This window comes from Pseudomonas sp. LBUM1649, assembly GCF_059716155.1.
Map to the genome: position 1 here is coordinate 6,242,314 of NZ_CP166807.1, position 15,415 is coordinate 6,257,728.

General features: G+C 60.5%; 18 protein-coding genes. 2 read left to right on the top strand and 16 right to left on the bottom strand.

Annotation, left to right across the window (positions count from 1 at the left end; translation table 11 throughout):
• Positions 1 to 106 precede the first annotated feature (106 nt).
• Genes ACA058_RS28975 through ACA058_RS28985 form a run of 3 tightly spaced genes read right to left on the bottom strand, consistent with a single transcriptional unit; the run spans position 107 to position 2,656 of the window.
• Entirely contained in the window at positions 107 to 1,009 is a 903-nt protein-coding gene (locus ACA058_RS28975) for a transporter substrate-binding domain-containing protein (RefSeq protein WP_497636963.1), read from the bottom strand.
• Positions 1,010 to 1,037: 28 nt separating this feature from the next.
• Positions 1,038 to 1,388, bottom strand: a complete 351-nt coding sequence (locus ACA058_RS28980; RefSeq protein WP_497636964.1) for a RidA family protein — start codon at positions 1,386 to 1,388, stop codon at positions 1,038 to 1,040.
• 26 nt (positions 1,389 to 1,414) lie between these two features.
• Positions 1,415 to 2,656 carry a D-amino acid dehydrogenase gene (locus tag ACA058_RS28985; protein WP_497636965.1) on the bottom strand — a complete coding sequence of 414 codons (1,242 nt, stop codon included), beginning with the start codon at positions 2,654 to 2,656 and terminating at the stop codon, positions 1,415 to 1,417.
• Between the two features lie 109 nt (positions 2,657 to 2,765).
• Here ACA058_RS28985 and ACA058_RS28990 point away from each other — a divergent pair, with 109 nt between their 5' ends.
• Positions 2,766 to 3,677: a LysR family transcriptional regulator gene (locus ACA058_RS28990; RefSeq protein ID WP_497636966.1), complete on the top strand. Its 912-nt coding sequence runs from the start codon at positions 2,766 to 2,768 to the stop codon at positions 3,675 to 3,677.
• Between the two features lie 20 nt (positions 3,678 to 3,697).
• On the opposite strand, the gene trhA is transcribed toward ACA058_RS28990, so the two are convergent.
• Positions 3,698 to 4,315, bottom strand: a complete 618-nt coding sequence (gene trhA / locus ACA058_RS28995; protein ID WP_497636967.1) for a PAQR family membrane homeostasis protein TrhA — start codon at positions 4,313 to 4,315, stop codon at positions 3,698 to 3,700.
• Between the two features lie 99 nt (positions 4,316 to 4,414).
• On the opposite strand from trhA, the gene ACA058_RS29000 reads away from it, so the two are divergent.
• Positions 4,415 to 5,335, top strand: a complete 921-nt coding sequence (locus ACA058_RS29000; RefSeq protein WP_497636968.1) for a LysR family transcriptional regulator — start codon at positions 4,415 to 4,417, stop codon at positions 5,333 to 5,335.
• A gap of 113 nt (positions 5,336 to 5,448) precedes the next feature.
• Here ACA058_RS29000 and madM read toward each other — a convergent pair whose 3' ends face one another.
• The 12 genes from madM to ACA058_RS29060 form a co-directional block, all read right to left on the bottom strand.
• Complete coding sequence (gene madM / locus ACA058_RS29005) at positions 5,449 to 6,213, bottom strand: malonate transporter subunit MadM (RefSeq protein WP_497636969.1); 765 nt, start codon at positions 6,211 to 6,213, stop codon at positions 5,449 to 5,451.
• Position 6,214: 1 nt separating this feature from the next.
• A complete protein-coding gene (madL, locus tag ACA058_RS29010; RefSeq protein ID WP_497636970.1) occupies positions 6,215 to 6,631 on the bottom strand; it encodes a malonate transporter subunit MadL in 417 nt (138 codons plus the stop codon).
• Between the two features lie 62 nt (positions 6,632 to 6,693).
• On the bottom strand, positions 6,694 to 7,605 hold the full coding sequence (gene mdcH / locus ACA058_RS29015) for a malonate decarboxylase subunit epsilon (RefSeq protein ID WP_497636971.1): 912 nt from the start codon (positions 7,603 to 7,605) through the stop codon (positions 6,694 to 6,696).
• Positions 7,602 to 8,222, bottom strand: a complete 621-nt coding sequence (locus ACA058_RS29020) for a malonate decarboxylase holo-ACP synthase (RefSeq protein WP_497636972.1) — start codon at positions 8,220 to 8,222, stop codon at positions 7,602 to 7,604. The genes mdcH and ACA058_RS29020 overlap by 4 nt, the downstream gene beginning before the upstream one ends.
• A complete protein-coding gene (gene mdcE / locus ACA058_RS29025; RefSeq protein ID WP_497636973.1) occupies positions 8,216 to 9,019 on the bottom strand; it encodes a biotin-independent malonate decarboxylase subunit gamma in 804 nt (267 codons plus the stop codon). The genes ACA058_RS29020 and mdcE overlap by 7 nt, the downstream gene beginning before the upstream one ends.
• On the bottom strand, positions 9,016 to 9,867 hold the full coding sequence (locus ACA058_RS29030) for a biotin-independent malonate decarboxylase subunit beta (RefSeq protein WP_497636974.1): 852 nt from the start codon (positions 9,865 to 9,867) through the stop codon (positions 9,016 to 9,018). Before ACA058_RS29030 ends, mdcE begins: the two co-directional genes overlap by 4 nt.
• Positions 9,860 to 10,159, bottom strand: a complete 300-nt coding sequence (locus ACA058_RS29035) for a malonate decarboxylase subunit delta (protein WP_497636975.1) — start codon at positions 10,157 to 10,159, stop codon at positions 9,860 to 9,862. The genes ACA058_RS29030 and ACA058_RS29035 overlap by 8 nt, the downstream gene beginning before the upstream one ends.
• Complete coding sequence (locus tag ACA058_RS29040) at positions 10,159 to 11,034, bottom strand: triphosphoribosyl-dephospho-CoA synthase (protein WP_497636976.1); 876 nt, start codon at positions 11,032 to 11,034, stop codon at positions 10,159 to 10,161. Before ACA058_RS29040 ends, ACA058_RS29035 begins: the two co-directional genes overlap by 1 nt.
• Entirely contained in the window at positions 11,034 to 12,704 is a 1,671-nt protein-coding gene (gene mdcA, locus ACA058_RS29045) for a malonate decarboxylase subunit alpha (protein WP_497636977.1), read from the bottom strand. Before mdcA ends, ACA058_RS29040 begins: the two co-directional genes overlap by 1 nt.
• A 99-nt stretch (positions 12,705 to 12,803) precedes the next feature.
• On the bottom strand, positions 12,804 to 13,886 hold the full coding sequence (locus ACA058_RS29050) for an RHS repeat-associated core domain-containing protein (protein ID WP_497636978.1): 1,083 nt from the start codon (positions 13,884 to 13,886) through the stop codon (positions 12,804 to 12,806).
• A 252-nt stretch (positions 13,887 to 14,138) separates the two neighbouring features.
• Positions 14,139 to 14,564: a hypothetical protein gene (locus tag ACA058_RS29055; RefSeq protein WP_497636979.1), complete on the bottom strand. Its 426-nt coding sequence runs from the start codon at positions 14,562 to 14,564 to the stop codon at positions 14,139 to 14,141.
• On the bottom strand, positions 14,527 to 15,156 hold the full coding sequence (locus ACA058_RS29060; protein WP_497636980.1) for a nucleotidyltransferase domain-containing protein: 630 nt from the start codon (positions 15,154 to 15,156) through the stop codon (positions 14,527 to 14,529). The genes ACA058_RS29055 and ACA058_RS29060 overlap by 38 nt, the downstream gene beginning before the upstream one ends.
• Between the last annotated feature and the right edge of the window lie 259 nt (positions 15,157 to 15,415).

Here is a 15,415-nt window from a genome sequence, read left to right on the forward strand (position 1 = left end):
ACCCCTTCGCGAGCAGGCTCGCTCCCACGGTGGAACGCATTCCAATGTGGGAGCGAGCCTGCTCGCGAATGGCCACGACACTGTCCAAAGGATGATCGCTGGATCCTTACTGCACTGGATCACTCACCGGTTTGGCAATGATCGCCTTGAGCTCGCTGGTCATCGGGAATTCAAGATTCAAACCTTTCGGTGGAATCGGCTGTTCGAACCAGCGCTGGTAGATACCGTTGATCTCGCCCGAGCTGTATAGATCGCCCAACACACCGTTCACCAGCGCCAGGAATTGCGGGTCGTCCTTGCGCACCATGCAGCTGTAGATTTCCCGCGACTGCTCCTCCCCGACCACCACCCACTTGTGCGGATCATGGGCCTTGGCGCGCTCGCCGTAGAGCAGCGCGTCGTCCATGTAAAACGCTGCGGCGCGACCCGATTGCAGCATCTGGAAAGCTTCGCCGTGATCCTTGGCGCTGATCACGAACATATCGATTTTGTTGTCGACGTTGTAGCTCTTCAGAAAGCGCTCGTTGGTGGTGCCTGCAGTCGTCACCACGTTCTTGCCGCGCAGGTCGGCGAAGCTTTTGATGCCACTGTCCCTGGCGGTGAGCAACTGGCCTTTGACGTAGATAAAACCGTAGGAGAACGCCACCTGCTTCTGCCGCTCTGCGGTCACGCCGGTGGAGCCGCACTCCAGGTCCACGGTGCCGTTCTGCACCAGCGGAATGCGGGTTTGCGAGGTCACCAGGTTGTAATTCACCTTGAGATCCGGCAGTGCCAGTTGCTGCTGGATGCGCTCGACAATCTTGCTCGCCAGATCCACCGAATAACCCATTGGTTTGCCGGTGTGATCGCCCACATAAGAGAACGGCACCGACGCATCGCGATAACCCAGGGTGATGGTCTTGGCACTGGCGATTTTACTCAGAGTGCCAGTCAGCGGTGCTTCATTGGCCTGGACCTGACCGCCGAGCAACAGACCGAGCGTGCAGCCGAGCAACGTGATTTTTTGCATTGTTATTCTCCGTTGTGGGTGGTGTTTTTCAGATTCGAGCGGCGGTGACGGTGATTTCCACCCGTATCTGCGGTCGCGCCAGTTCAGCCTGCACCGTGGTGCGGCTCGGTGCCTGTCCCGGCGATAGCCAGGCCGACCAGACCTCGTTCATCGCGGCAAAATCCTCGGTGATGTTTTTCAGGTAAATGGTCGCGCTGAGCAGATGATCCTTGTCACTGCCGGCCTCGGCCAGCAAGGCGTCGATTTTCGCCAGCACTTCGCGGGTCTGGCCGCCGGCATCCAGGGCATCGCCCGGTACCTGCCCGGAGAGAAACACCAGGTCGCCAAAGGTCACGGCGCCAGACAGGCGCGGGTTGCTGTGCAGTCGGGTAATGCTCATTTGCAGTGTCCTCTTCAAAATGGAATTCACGCGGCCCGGTGATTGAAGCCGTGCAGGTCGATGGAAGGTTGGCGCTGGCCGATCAGCTCGCTGAGCAACCGCCCGCTACCGCACGCCAGGGTGAAACCCAACGCGCCATGGCCGAGATTGAGCCACAGATTGCGATACGCCGTGGCACCCAGCAACGGCACACCACTGGGCGTCGCCGGACGCATGCCGGCCCACTCCACGGCGGCCTCGTAGTCGCCGGCATTGGGGAAGGTCTCGCGGGCCTGACGCTTGATCAGGGCCAGACGCTCGGGATCGACAGCAGGGTCGAAACCGACGATGTCGACCATTGCCGCCACCCGCAATTGCTCGCCGATGCGGGCGTAGACGATCTTGCGGTCGTAGTCGGTGATGCTCACATCCGGCGCCCGGTGGCCGGCGCCGATTGGCACGGTCAAGCTGTAGCCCTTTAGCGGGTAAAGCGGCAGTTGCAGCCCGGGCAGCGCCAACAGCGGACTGCGGTGGCCGGCGGCGATTACCAGTTGCTCGACCGGCAGCACGTGTTCGCCCAATTCGATGGCGTTGACGCTACCATTGCCATGGCGAATCCCGGTCACTGCTTGCCCGAGACGAAACTCGCAACGGCCGGACGCTTGCAGCCGGGCGGCCAGTTGCTGGCAGAAACCGTGGCAATCGCCGACCTCTTCGTCCGGGGTGTAGATTGCCCCAACGAAGGGTGCATCGATCAGTGCCGGCTCCAGCTGCGCGCATTCGGCCGGCGACAACACCTGCTGTTGTTGCGGGTCAGCCAGACCCTGGCGAGCATGTTCGAAACTGCTGTTCTGGCGGAAAGTCACCAGTTTGCCATTGCGCCGCCACTGGAAACCCGCCAGTCCATCTTCCTCGCGCCAGGACTTCAAGGTGTCCTGGCTGAACAGCGCCAGGCGCAGCAAGTGGGCGGCATTCGCGCGGTTGACCGAGCGGCGGCAGGCGCCGAGGAACGATGCCATCCAGCGCCATTGGGCCAGGTCGAAGCGCGGGCGCAGCTTCAGCGGTGAATCGCCGCGCAACATCCAGCCGATGGCCTGTAACGGCACACCGGCGTCGGCCAGGGGTGCGACATAGCGATAGGACAACTGGCCGCCATTGGCGAAGCTGGTTCCGCTGCCCAATGAATCCCGAGCCTCGACCACCGTTACCTCGAAGCCGTCGCGCACCAGCGCATAGGCTGTAGCCAGGCCAATCACGCCGCCGCCGATGATGCACACACGCTTAGCCATGTCCGTCCTTAAAACCGTTGTGAAGACAAGGCCGAGGTTAGAGCCAGGTGACAGACGTTGAACAATGCATAAATATGTCAAACCCATAAACAAAGGTTATGGACTTGCCATGCGTCTTCGCCATATCGAAATTTTCCAGGCCATCCGCCAGACCGGCTCGATCAGCGCTGCCGCACAGTTGCTGCACGTCTCGCAGCCGGCGGTGAGCAAGGTGTTGCAGCACGCCGAGCAGCAATTGGGCTTCCCGTTGTTCCTGCGGGTGCGCGGCAAGTTGCAGGCGACGCCGGAAGCGCTGGAGCTGGAGCGCGAAGTGGATAAGGTCAGCGAAAGCCTGCAAGGCGTACGACGCCTGGCCCAGAGCCTGCGTCGCGAGCCGGGTCACAGCCTGCGCATCGGCGCCACCCCGGCACTGGCCCTGTCATTGCTGCCGCCGGCCATTCACGAATGGACCGGACGCTACCCGGACATCGTCTGCGAGTTGTCCAGCGCCCACAGTCGCGAACTGGTGCAGAACCTGTTGATGCGCGAAGTGGACGTCGCCCTGACCCTGCAACGCCCGGATCACCCAGGGCTCAAGGCCCAGGCCCTGGCGTGCGGCGTGCTGGTGGCGCTGGCGCCGAGTGGTTACTGGCCGCAGGAAGAGGCAGGCAGGCCGTTACCGCTGATGGCGCTGGCGAATGCGCCGCTGATCGGTTTATCCAGTGCCGATCCGCTGGCCGCACGGCTCGACAGCTACCTGGAAGCCGTCGAACCACCCCCTCGGGTACGCATCGCCGTGCAGACCTACTCACTGGCACGGGCGATGGTGGAATCTGGCGCGGGTGTGGCGGTGATCGATCCGTTCACCGCCCTTGGCGCGTCTCCCGCCACCACAACCATTCGCCCTCTGGCGCCGCCACTGCCCATCACCCTGTACGCTGTGACCCGCACCGCCGAACCACCGCCCCACACGTTGAACGATCTGTTGCAGGTGTTCAGCCGTCGAGCCCAAGAGCAATTGGATCGCCTCTCCTGTCCCTGAAATCTGGAAGGCCGCTTCGCCTACAAGACGTAAAAGAATATCGCCACAAAATGCAGCAAACTTCCGGCGATCACGAACAAATGCCAGATCCCGTGGGCATGCCGCAATCGATGGTCGACGGCAAAAAAGATAATCCCCACGGTGTACAACACACCGCCCGAAGCCAACCACGCAAATCCGGTAGTACCTAGCGCCGCCAGCAACGGCTTGACCGCCACCAGCACGATCCAGCCCATCACCGCGTAGATCACGATCGACAGGATCCGCGCTTCCGACCTCGGCTTGATTTCCTGCAGTATGCCGATCACCGCCAGCCCCCAGACAATCCCGAACAACGTCCACCCCCACGGCCCGCGCAGGGTCACCAGGCAGAACGGCGTGTAGCTGCCGGCGATCAACAGGTAGATCGAGAAGTGATCGACCTTCTGCATGATCGCTTTCTTGCGTCCGCGCACGCTGTGGTACACGGTCGATGCGCTGTACAGCACCAGCAAGGTAAAGGCATAGATCGCCGTGCTGACGATCTTCCATGGACTGCCGTCGAGGCTGGCGACCACGATCAGCCACACACCGCCGACAAACGCCGCCACTGCCCCGACCAAGTGCGTCCAGGCGTTCAATCTTTCCCCGTGATACATCGCTTACCCACCTCGAAAATCGATAAAGCGCAATATGGCGCGCTCCTACAGAAACCCACATACGTGCACAATCAGGCTATTCCAAAAAGAGTCCACCCCATGCTGATCGATGAAGAGTTGACCCTGAAAAAACTCGAGGTGTTCCTGGCCTTCATGCGCACCGGCAACCTGGCCCGCGCCGCCGCCGAATTGCAAACCAGTAACGTTAGCGTACATCGGGCGATCCACTCCCTGGAAAGCGCCCTGCGCTGCCCGTTGTTCAAGCACGAGGGGCGCAACCTGACGCCACTGGAAAGCGCCTACGTCCTGGAAGAACGGGCGCAGAAACTGATTCAGGATGTAGTGGAAACTGTGCGCTTGACCCGCGAAGCCGCCGGGTTTTCCGCCGAACGCTTCAAATTGGGCTCGCTGTATTCACTGACGGTGAAGACCGTGCCGCAGTTGATCATGGGGTTGAAGATCCGCCGCAGCGAACTCAACATCGACCTGATCCTAGGCTCCAACATCGACCTGCTGTACAAGCTCAAGAACATGGAAGTCGACGCGATCCTGGTGTCCCTGGACGACACTGTCAACGACCCGGATTGCGAGCAGATCCCGCTGTTCTCCGACGACATTTTCCTCGCCACTCCCGCCGATTCCAGGTTCGCCCAGCGCACCGAAGTCGACCTGGCCGAGGTCCGCGACGAAACCTTCATCACCCTGACCCAGGGCTTCGCCACGCATCAGGACGGCAAACGGGTATTCGAGCAGGCGGGGTTCGAGCCGAAGGTGGCGATGCAGGTCAACGACATCTTCACCCTGCTGAGCATGGTCAGCTCGGGCGTCGGTTATGCGTTGCTGCCGGGCAGGATTGCGGCGGTGTACGAGAACCGGGTGAAGCTGATTCCGTTGCAGGAGAAGTATCGGTTGCAACAGCACATTGGCGTGGTGTTTTTGAAGGCCAAGGAGCGCGATCCGAATTTGCTGGCGTTGTTGGCGGAGTGTCGGATGTATGCCAATCGCCACACCACCCAGTGATCGTTCCCACGCTCGGCGTGGGAATGCCTCAAGGGACGCTCCGCGTTCCAGCTCTCGAATGGAACGCGGAGCGTCCCGGGCTGCATTCCCACGCAGAGCGTGGGAACGATCAGTTAACCAACAATCCCCCGAACAATGAAGTACAGCAACGAAGGCCCCAGCAAACATCCAAGCCCGGTGTGGAAGGTCGCCGTCAACGCGCCATAAGGCACCAACCGCCGATCCGTCGCCGCCAGCCCCGCCGTCACACCGCTCACCGTGCCGGCCAGGCCGCCGAACACCATCGCCGAACGCGGGTTATCCAGGCCCATCCAGCGCGCCGCCATCGGGGTGCCGACCATCACCAGGATCGCCTTGATCAACCCGGTGGCAATCGACAGCGCCATCACATCCGAGGTCGCGCCAATCGCCGCACCGGTCACCGGCCCGACGATGTAGGTCACCGCACCCGCGCCAATCGTGGTCATGCTCACTGCATCGCGATAACCGAACACCCAGGCCAGGCACGCGCCGACAATGAACGGCAGCACCGTGCCCAACAGCAGCGCGATCACGCCGATCAAACCGGCCTTTTTCGCTTCGGTGGCCTGCACTTCGAACGCCGTGGCGACAATGGCGAAGTCCCGCAGCATGGCGCCGCCCATCAGGCCGATGCCGGAGAATAGTGTCAGGTCCGCCAGGCCTTTTTGCCCGCCGGTGATGGTACCGCCGACCCAAGCCAGGACCAGGCCGATGACGATGGCAATCGCCGAGCCATGGATGCGCCCGAAGGTCAGGCGTTTGGAGAGGATGACCGACACCCACATAATCACGCCGACGAAGGCGAATGCAGTGACCAGGCCGTTGTGTTCCAGGCCTTTCTCGATGAGATCCCACATATCAGCGACCTCCTGCCGGTGCGCCGACAGACGTTACGTCCGCCGGTTCATCGGGCAAGGGTTCGCCTTTGTGGGTCCGGCTGATCAAGGCAATGGTGCAGCCACAGACCACCACCGAACCGATCGCCGCCAGCACCGCCACCGGACCGCCGTGCAATGCCGTGACCACGTTCTGTTGCGCGGCCATCGCCACCACCACTGGAATGTACATGGCACCCCAGAAACCGACGCCCATTTCGCAATCCTTGGTCATGCCACCGCGTTTTTGCATCCACAACCGCGCGCAGATCAACAGGATCATCGCGATCCCGACCCCGCCGACGTTGGATTTGACGCCCAGCAAGACACCGAGCATGTCACCCATGATCACCCCTGCCAGCGTACAGATCGCCAGCAGCGCCACACCGTAAATAATCATCGTTGTCGTCCTCAAAGTGCATCGTCGAATGTTGTTCTTGTTTTTCGAAGCCTCAGGGTGCTCTAGGGGTGGCGACTTCCCTCCTCACGCATCAGCGCCTGCAGGGTATCGAGCCGGGCACCGTCGAAAGCAATCACGGTGCCCTGTTCGAACACCCGGCGCGCCAGACCGGTCAGCACCGCACCGGGCGGCAGTTCGATCTGTAGACGCACGCCGCGCTCATACGCGCTTTGTACCGTGCCGCGCCAATCCACCACGCGGCACATGTTGAAGGCCAGGTCGTCGCGCAAGGCGTCGACCTTGATCACCGGGCGCGCGCGACTGCCGCTCAGGTAGCCGATCTTCGGCGGTTGCAGCTTCACAGTGGCGAACGCTTCGGCCAGGGTTTTCGCCGGTATATCCAGCAGCGGGCAGTGCGACGGCACACTCACTGCCAGACGCTTGGTCATCCCTGCCCCACGCGCTCTTGCCAGCTCGGCCAGCGCTTTCATCGCAGCGTCACTGCCGGCAATCACCACCTGGGTATCGGCATTGATATTGGCCAGGTAAACCGGCGTATCGACGCTGTGAACCCGGGCCAGCAAGCCTTCCACAACCGCCAGTTCCAGGCCGATGATCGCGGACATTCCGTAGCCCTTTGGATATGCTTGCTGCATCAATTCACCGCGCAGGCTGACCAGATGCAGCGCATCGCTGAAACCCAAGGCACCGGCGACCACCGCTGCCGGGTAGGCACCGATGGAAAGCCCCGCGACGTAATCCGCCGGCAATGCCAACTGCCGTGCAGCCGCCACACCGGCGATCAGCAGGCAGAGCTGCACCGCTCTCGTCGATTGCAACGCTTCGACAGAATCCAGCAGCCGAACGTCTTCACCCAACAGGTCGCTGGCTTCGATCAGCGTTTCCTGTGGCAAACCCTGGAACATGCCCGGCTGCTGCGCACCCTGACCCGGGAACACCAGCAAGCTGCTCACGCTGCCTGCTCCTGTGGGTTCCATGGGTCGATGACCAGACAGGCTCCCGTTGCATTCTTGAGCAGAACCCGAGTGGAAGAACCCGCCCATTCCCGCAAGGCGACAGCGCCAAACGAGGTCTGCAATTGCATGTCCACCACACACCGCGACGCATCGAGCAACGCCAGCAACTCCCGAGCCCGATCACGCGCCAGGGGTTGTGGCGTGCGCAAAATCAGATCCAGATCGCTGGCCTCATGGAGGGCTGCAAAGCCGCTGGCCAACTCGAACCCGACACTGCCGCTGACACCCCAGACCCAACCGCTGGCATCGAGTACGGGTCGCAATTGAGCCAGGGCTTCAAGCGCGGGCAGGTCACGGAGGCTATCGACGTGACAAAGCTGTTCCGGACTGACACGACGGGTTATCGCCGCAATCGCCATCGACGTCGCGTAGCGCTGCTCACGCAAATGGCCGCGCACGCCGACCGCAATCCGATCCGCCGTCGACACCGCACGACGCACCACCACTGGCTGACCGGCGCTGATCGACTCGACCGCCCAGGCAGGCGCATCCACGGGCAACTGCTGCGGGGTCATGCCCCAGAGCAGGTCGTGGGCCATAAACCTGCTCACCACTGTTCTCTCAGCAATTGGCGGACCTTGCTTGAGGCCGCACGATTGGCCGCTCCGAGGCGACCGCTGAGATCAACGCCCGTGTGCGCGACATCGTCAATCGCCTGAGTCAGGCACTCGGTCACCCGCGCCAGATCCTCTGTGGTTGGCTGTTCGATCTGCTGCACCGACAAGGTTTCCCAGAGCAGTCCGAGGCTGGCATAGCTGTCGATGTCATAGGCCATCGGCGGCACGCTGGCGGCCAGGGTTTCCAACTCCTCGACACTGCGCAAGGTCACCCGCGCCGCCGAGGCCTTGCCCATGGCATGCACCATCACGCCCGGGTCGCGCAGGGCTATCAGTCGATTGGCCTGATAACCGTGAGCGAGAAACGCCCCGGACATCGCCTTGCCCACCAGCAACCCGATAACGGCATGACCGGCCAGCCGGGCGCGGGCGTAACTGTCGGCGGCACCAGCCAAGGCTTGATGAATGCCGAGGGCTTCTTCGCGGCGGCCGTAGGCCTGGCTCGGTACATCGACGATGGCGATCAAGGCGCGTTTTTGCGGCTTGTCCTGATCGGCAGTGATGACTTCATCCACCGCTTTGGCCAGGCCCCAGCCTTCGAGCAACCCAACCTCACCATTGCGGGCGCGGACGAAACGGTTGTCGGGATCGGCCACCACGGCGATAAACCTCACGATTTGTTCACCTAAAAATCCATCAGCCACTTTCAGCGACGCAGGCAACCCTTTGACCGGTCTAGCATCGCTGCTCAAGGCGTTGAACCAATTCAAGCCCCTCAGGGAATACGAACTCATGAGCGCTCTCCTTGATACAGGTCGCGAACCGTGGCCGGCTCGATTTGCGGTTTGGCGTCCAGACGCGCCAGCCGTTGCAGAAACAGCTCGGCCTGAGTACTGCGTTGCTGCGCGGGCAAACCTTGCTTGAGCAATTCGCCGACCTGCCGGCGAATCTGCGCCACGTCATCATCGGCGTAGCGATCCACCAGCCCCGTGGCAAAACGTTGCTCGCCTCCGGTCAAGCTCCAGATGAAGGGGCGATCCCGCGAGTCGTATTCCTCGAGCCCTGCCTCCTGTTCAATCACCTGCGGACCGTTCAGGCCCAGGCGGGCTTCCTGGGTCACCAGCAGGTAGCTGCACAAGCCGGCGGCAATCGACATGCCGCCAAAGCAACCGACGCTGCCCGCCACCACACCGATCACCGGTTGGTACTGGCGTAAATCGACGATCGCCGCATGAATATCGGCAATCGCCGCCAATCCGAGATTGGCTTCCTGTAACCGCACGCCACCGGTTTCCAGCAGCAGCACGGCGCGGGTCGGGATGCCCTTGCGGTTGTCCTCGGCGGCCAGTTCCAGTGCACCGGCAATTTTCGCCCCGCCGACTTCACCGAGACTGCCGCCCTGGAATACCCCTTCGATGGCCGCGATCACCACCGGCAAACCCTCGAGGCTGCCCTTGGCGATGACCACGCCGTCATCGGCCTGTGGCACCACGCCTTGACGCGACAGCCACGGCGACATGATGCGTTGAAACGGATCGAGCAATTCGCGGAAGGTGCCGGCATCGAGCAAGGCTTTCGCCCGTTGCCGCGCCCCCAGTTCGACAAAGCTGTGTTTGTGTAGAAGCGCTGCGCTGTCAGTCATGGCCGATCTCCTCGAAGCCCTGTTCCAGGCGCAGGCGTACCACGCCGGGGGTGGCGCCGAAATCGTGGATATCGATGTCCATCGCCGGCGGGGTCTGACCGTCGAACATCCGCGCGAACAGGTGCTGCCAGCGTTGTGCGCTGCCATTGACCGATGTCTGCACGGTGATGCTCAGCTTGCCGGGCTGACCCGGCTCAATCAGCACTTCCAGATCGCCCGAGCCGACACAACCCACCAGCGTGCGACCGCGTGGCGGCTGCCCGGCGGGGAATTCAAAGGATAAGGTTTCCATCAATAAACTCCCTGGATGAGGCTGTCGCCCGACTCGATGCGGTCGATGAACAGGCAGGCTGCGAGCAGATCCGCAGCACCGCCGGGCGAGGCATTCAATGCGATTAATTGTTGGTCCAGCTCATGCAATCGGCGGCGACCGGCGAGGCTGGCACTGCCACCCGCGTCGAGTACGGCCTGGGCGCCGAGCTGCATGGTGTTCAGGCCTTCCTCACCGGAGCGGTACAGCACGCAGGTGTCAGCCAGATTGGTCATGATCGCCAGTAGCGCATCGAGGCGGGCGTTCTGTTCGCCATGGCCGGCGGCGCGGCTGCGCTTGAGTTGCGGCAGCGCGCGTTGAGTCACCGCCGGGAAGCCGAGTTGCGCTTCTTCACGGGCACCGCGTGCGCCGTAGCGTTGAGCAACTTGCGCGCCGTGACTCAGTGGACGCGGCGCGTAACGGTCGTCGAGCAAGGCCAGGCGAGCAGCGCGCAAGGCGATGGAGCCGGCGGCGGTGGATTGCGGCTCCAGCGCAACAGCGGCGACCAGCAGGCCTAGCGCCCAGATGGCCCCGCGATGGGTATTCACGCCGCTGGTGGTGGCGAGCATCGCTTGCTCGCCCTCACGACCGATCAGCCCAATGGCCTCACGCAGCGGCACACCGATCTCGCCAATCTCGATGGCGACCTCGGCCATTTCCTTGAACGCCGGCCACAAGGCCAGCGCCGAGGCGTGCATCAGCCCCAGGTGCAAATCGGTGTGGGCGCCATTACCGCGACGGTCAACCAGCGCCGGTTTCGGCGACAGGTCCGCTTCGTCGATCAGCGCGCTCACCGCCAGGTCCGCCAGGCGTTCGGCCAGGCTCAGGGTTTTTGTTTGCAGGTTGAGTGCGTGCATTACCAGCTCCTGAACTTGGCAGGCGGGTTGTAGAGGCCACCGGACCACTCCACCAGATCGGCCACGCTTTTGGCGGCGAGCAATTCGCGGGTGGCGTCGGTGCGGCGGATGCCGAGGTCTTCGGGTAAGGCGATTAAGCCTTCGCGGCGCATGCGCGCGGTGTCTTTGGGGTTGTGGCGCAGGCCGATGGCGGTCACGCCAGCGACGGCGGCGATCATCGCCTGGCGTTCTTCGAGAGAACGGGCCTTGTACAAATAGGCGATGCCTTCTTCGGTCAGCAGGTGGGTGACGTCGTCGCCGTAGATCATGATCGGCGCCAGCGGCATGCCGCTTTTCTTCGCCACCTCCACCGCGTCAAGGGTCTCGACGAAGGTCGGTTTGCCGCCTTCCTGGAAGGTCTCGACCATTTGCACCACAAGTTTCTTGCCACGTTCGAGCATCGGCTCGGCCGCGTCGGCGTGGCGCATGTCGAGCCAGGCTGGCGTGCCGTGCCGGCGACCACGTGGGTCGTGACCCATGTTCGGCGCCCCACCGAAACCGGCCAGGCGACCACGGGTCACAGTGGAAGAATGGCCGTCGCCGTCGACTTGCAGCGTGGCACCGATGAACAGGTCCACCGCGTATTGCCCGGCCAGTTGGCTGAACATCCGGTTGGAACGCAGGGAGCCGTCTCGCCCGGTGAAGAACACGTCGGGCCGAGCGGCGATGTAGTTCTCCATGCCCAGTTCGGTGCCGAAGCAATGCACGCTTTCGACCCAGCCACTTTCAATCGCCGGGATCAGGGTTGGATGGGGATTGAGTGTCCAGTTGCGGCAGATCTTGCCCTTGAGCCCAAGGGATTCGCCGTAGGTCGGCAGGATCAGTTCAATGGCGGCAGTGTTGAAGCCGATGCCGTGGTTGAGCGATTGCACGTTGTGTTTTTCGTAGATCCCGCGAATCGCCATCATCGCCATCAGCACATGCACCGGCTTGATGTGCCGTGGGTCGCGGGTGAACAGCGGTTCGATGTAGAACGGCTTGTCGGCCACCACCACGAAGTCGACCCAGGAAGCGGGAATGTCGACCCGCGGCAAGTCGCTGACGTCATCCACCAATTGGTTGACCTGGACAATGACGATGCCGTCGCTGAAGGCTGCCGGCTCGATCAGCGCCGGTGTGTCTTCGGTGCTGGGTCCGGTGTAGATGTTACCGGCGCGGTCGGCCATGAAGCCGGCGCTGAGCACCACGTTGGGGATCAGGTCGACCACCAGTCGCGCATAGAGCTCGATGTAGGTGTGGATTGCGCCGATTTCCAGCAGGCCGTCCTCGAGCAGCTGGCTGATGCGCAGGCTCTGGGTGCCGGCGAAGGAGAAGTCGAGCTTGCGCGCAATGCCGCGCTCGAACAGGTCCAGGTGCTCGGAACGACCGACGCTGGGCATGATCATGTGCAGGTCATGCAGCTTGCCCGGATCGGCCTTGGCCAGGGAGCGCGAAAGAAAATCCGCCTGCTTCTGGTTATTGCCCTCCAGCACCACTCGGTCGCCCGGCAGGATCAACGCCTCCAGCGCCGCCACAATCTTGTTGGTGGGCAACACCACACCGTCGGCCAGGTCTTGCACCTGCGCGAGGCGCCGCTGCTTTTCGCTGCGCCGCCGTGTCCATCGCGAGTCGGGGGATATTGTTGTTGTCATGACCACTCCACGGGTTCGCTGTCGTGGGGTCACCTTAGGAGTGTTGGGTGGGGGCATCAATCAAGCAGAGTGGTGGATTGTTACGGTTAGGGTAATGAATTAATTAAATTCTGTTCGGGGTTTCTTAGATCGGATTTTTTCAGATATCTCCTTAACTTTTGAAATAAACTTAGAAGGCACTAAATTAGGCTCTGGCGAAGACCTAAGTATCTGAAGATCCGGGTAATATCTCAATATTACCAATGTGTCCGAAAAATTCAGTTCGTGATGCATTAAATGTATCGCCCGCGGTGTTTCCCGATATCGACTCAGCTTTTCACTAAGTGGAGACCCCAAACCCCCTAGACCTTTTATACCGATATCAAACTCGAACTTACGCCGTATTAGAACACTATTATCATAAGTCGCATAAAGAATTTCTTTTTCATAATCAAAAGCTTCATGTAAAGTATTTCGATCGAACTTATCTGCACTCGCCACGCGGAGTGTATCTGGAGCATACCGAGGTCTTTTCATCCTGTTGCCAAGTGCTGACGAAACCGATTTCGAAGGGTCCGAGCGAGAAATATTCTGCGCTATAGTCTGGCGCCACCTGTTGGCTGAATTTTTTCTTAGCCATTCATAATGGAGATCCAAAGTACTCAAATTAAACCAAGATTTTCCCGTCGGATCACTTCTATTAACCGGGTCTCCGGAACAATAGCTATAAGCATTTATACCACCCGCAGCAAACGGACTTAGTTTATCCGGGCTATCAAATCGCATCAAAACCGGATTAAACGCCCGATGCCCATTCCCCAACAAATAACGCCCTGTAATTGCATCCGGCCGCTCACCATTAAAACCCAGCAAACTGGTTAAACCACTTTCTGCGCGACGATGACCATAGGGTGAGTAAACAATCGGAAGGGGACGCTTGCCAACTGTGTGCATCACTGAACGCTGTTGATCTGTGGCCAACAAAGCCGTTTCCAGTGCGTCGCCCAAACGTTTCTGTTGTGCCAATAACAGATCACCCTGCTGCACGATTGAACAGCGCGCCGAGCCTTGAACCTCCGTGGCCAGTCGGGTTTTGCAATAAAAGCGCTGAAGAGTGTCCTGTTTGGCCGAATTGAAGCCAATCAGACAGTCAAGCGCATCATAATGATAAGTGCAGAGTACTTCTTTGTTTTGGGAAGACATTGGCAGGGGCTCCTGCTGCTCCTTGCTGATGGCATTGAGCTTCGGCCATTGAGTTGAAGGTGTCTACTAGTAGAACTGATAGGCAGGCGCTGGCCCCAAGCCAAGGTTTAGCAGTCAGGTTTTCGGTGGATTGAAGGCCGCCTTCGGGAGCAGGCTCGCACACAGTGATGCGGCTGCATTCACAAAACCTGCGGGAGCAAGCCTGCCCGCGTAGGGGCCAGGAAAGATTCCAAAGCGTTGAGCCATGGATTATCACAGCTCGCCCATCTGCTCCTGCACCCGAATCAAAAGCTGCGCGGTACTTTCCAACAACTGTGCCAGCAATGCCTCGTCTTCATCCAAATAGCCTTCGTATTCCGCCAGACTTCGCCGTTCATGGCACAAGGCGAAAAGTCGAACCTCAAGCTTGTTCGCATCAGCGGTATGAATCAGACACTGGAAAACCAGATAGCGCTTGTCGGAGCGGTATCCACTCAACCGCAGTGCGGCCAGCGCAATGGCGTGAGCAGCGTTGTAAGCCAGATCGAATCGACTTGCGAAGGAAAGAGAAAGGGTTTGTGCATCTTTCAGTCGAGCGGTTGCCGAACGCATCAAGCCTTCGCATTCCTTGCGTTCCGGCAGCTCGACCTTCAACCCACCGCTACGTACCAGATTCGCCAGACTCTCGTTGCTGCCCATCCTTGGACTCCATTGGGCTCTCACCCATCAGATTGATCTTGTCCTGCTGCGCTACCCGCACGACGAAGCTGTTTTCAGCCTTTATTTTTGCGGCCCAGTCTTCGGGGGTGTAGAGCGTCGGGTTCAGGGTGCGACCCAGTTGCTCTTCCAGGGGCAAGAGCCGTTCCATCACTTCACTGTAGTGCAGCCCTCTACCAATCAGCATGAGATCAATGTCACTGTATGCGTTGGCCTGATCCTTGGCGATCGACCCGTAGACAAACGCCAAATCGAGCTGATCGGCGAAGGGCTGCAGTGCGTCGCGCAAAGGCTGTGCGATACCGAAGGTTTTGCGAGTGATACCCATGAGTTCTGTATAGATCGGGCAATCGGGATTGGCTTGATAGTGAGTCTGGTTGCCCTGTCGGGACATCATCAGTACCCCCGCCCGTTGCAAGCGATCCAGTTCGCGCATGAGGCTGCCTTTACCCACTTGAGCCCAGCGCGCGATCTCGTTGGCGTAAAAACTTCGGTCGGGTTTGCCGAACAGCAGGCCCAGCACTTTTTGCTGAGTGGTCGTGAACAAGGCTTCGCTGAGGGAAAGGTTTTGCACAGTGACAACCAAGGAGTCCCAAAAAGGGAACGATAGGTCCCTTTTTGGGAATCTTCAACCTTTGGACATCTTCGCCAGCCGATCGTGTTTTGTGTTTAAACATTTGTCCGCGGAAACGGTGGAAGGCTACAACTCCTGACATCGCTGCCTACAACAATGCCGGAACCCGCCGACTGGTGCGCTTTTGCGCTGATCTTTATCGTTTGTGCGTCGCTGCAAATTCAGCGACCGGGCCTGGAAACCCGAGGTGTAAACAACG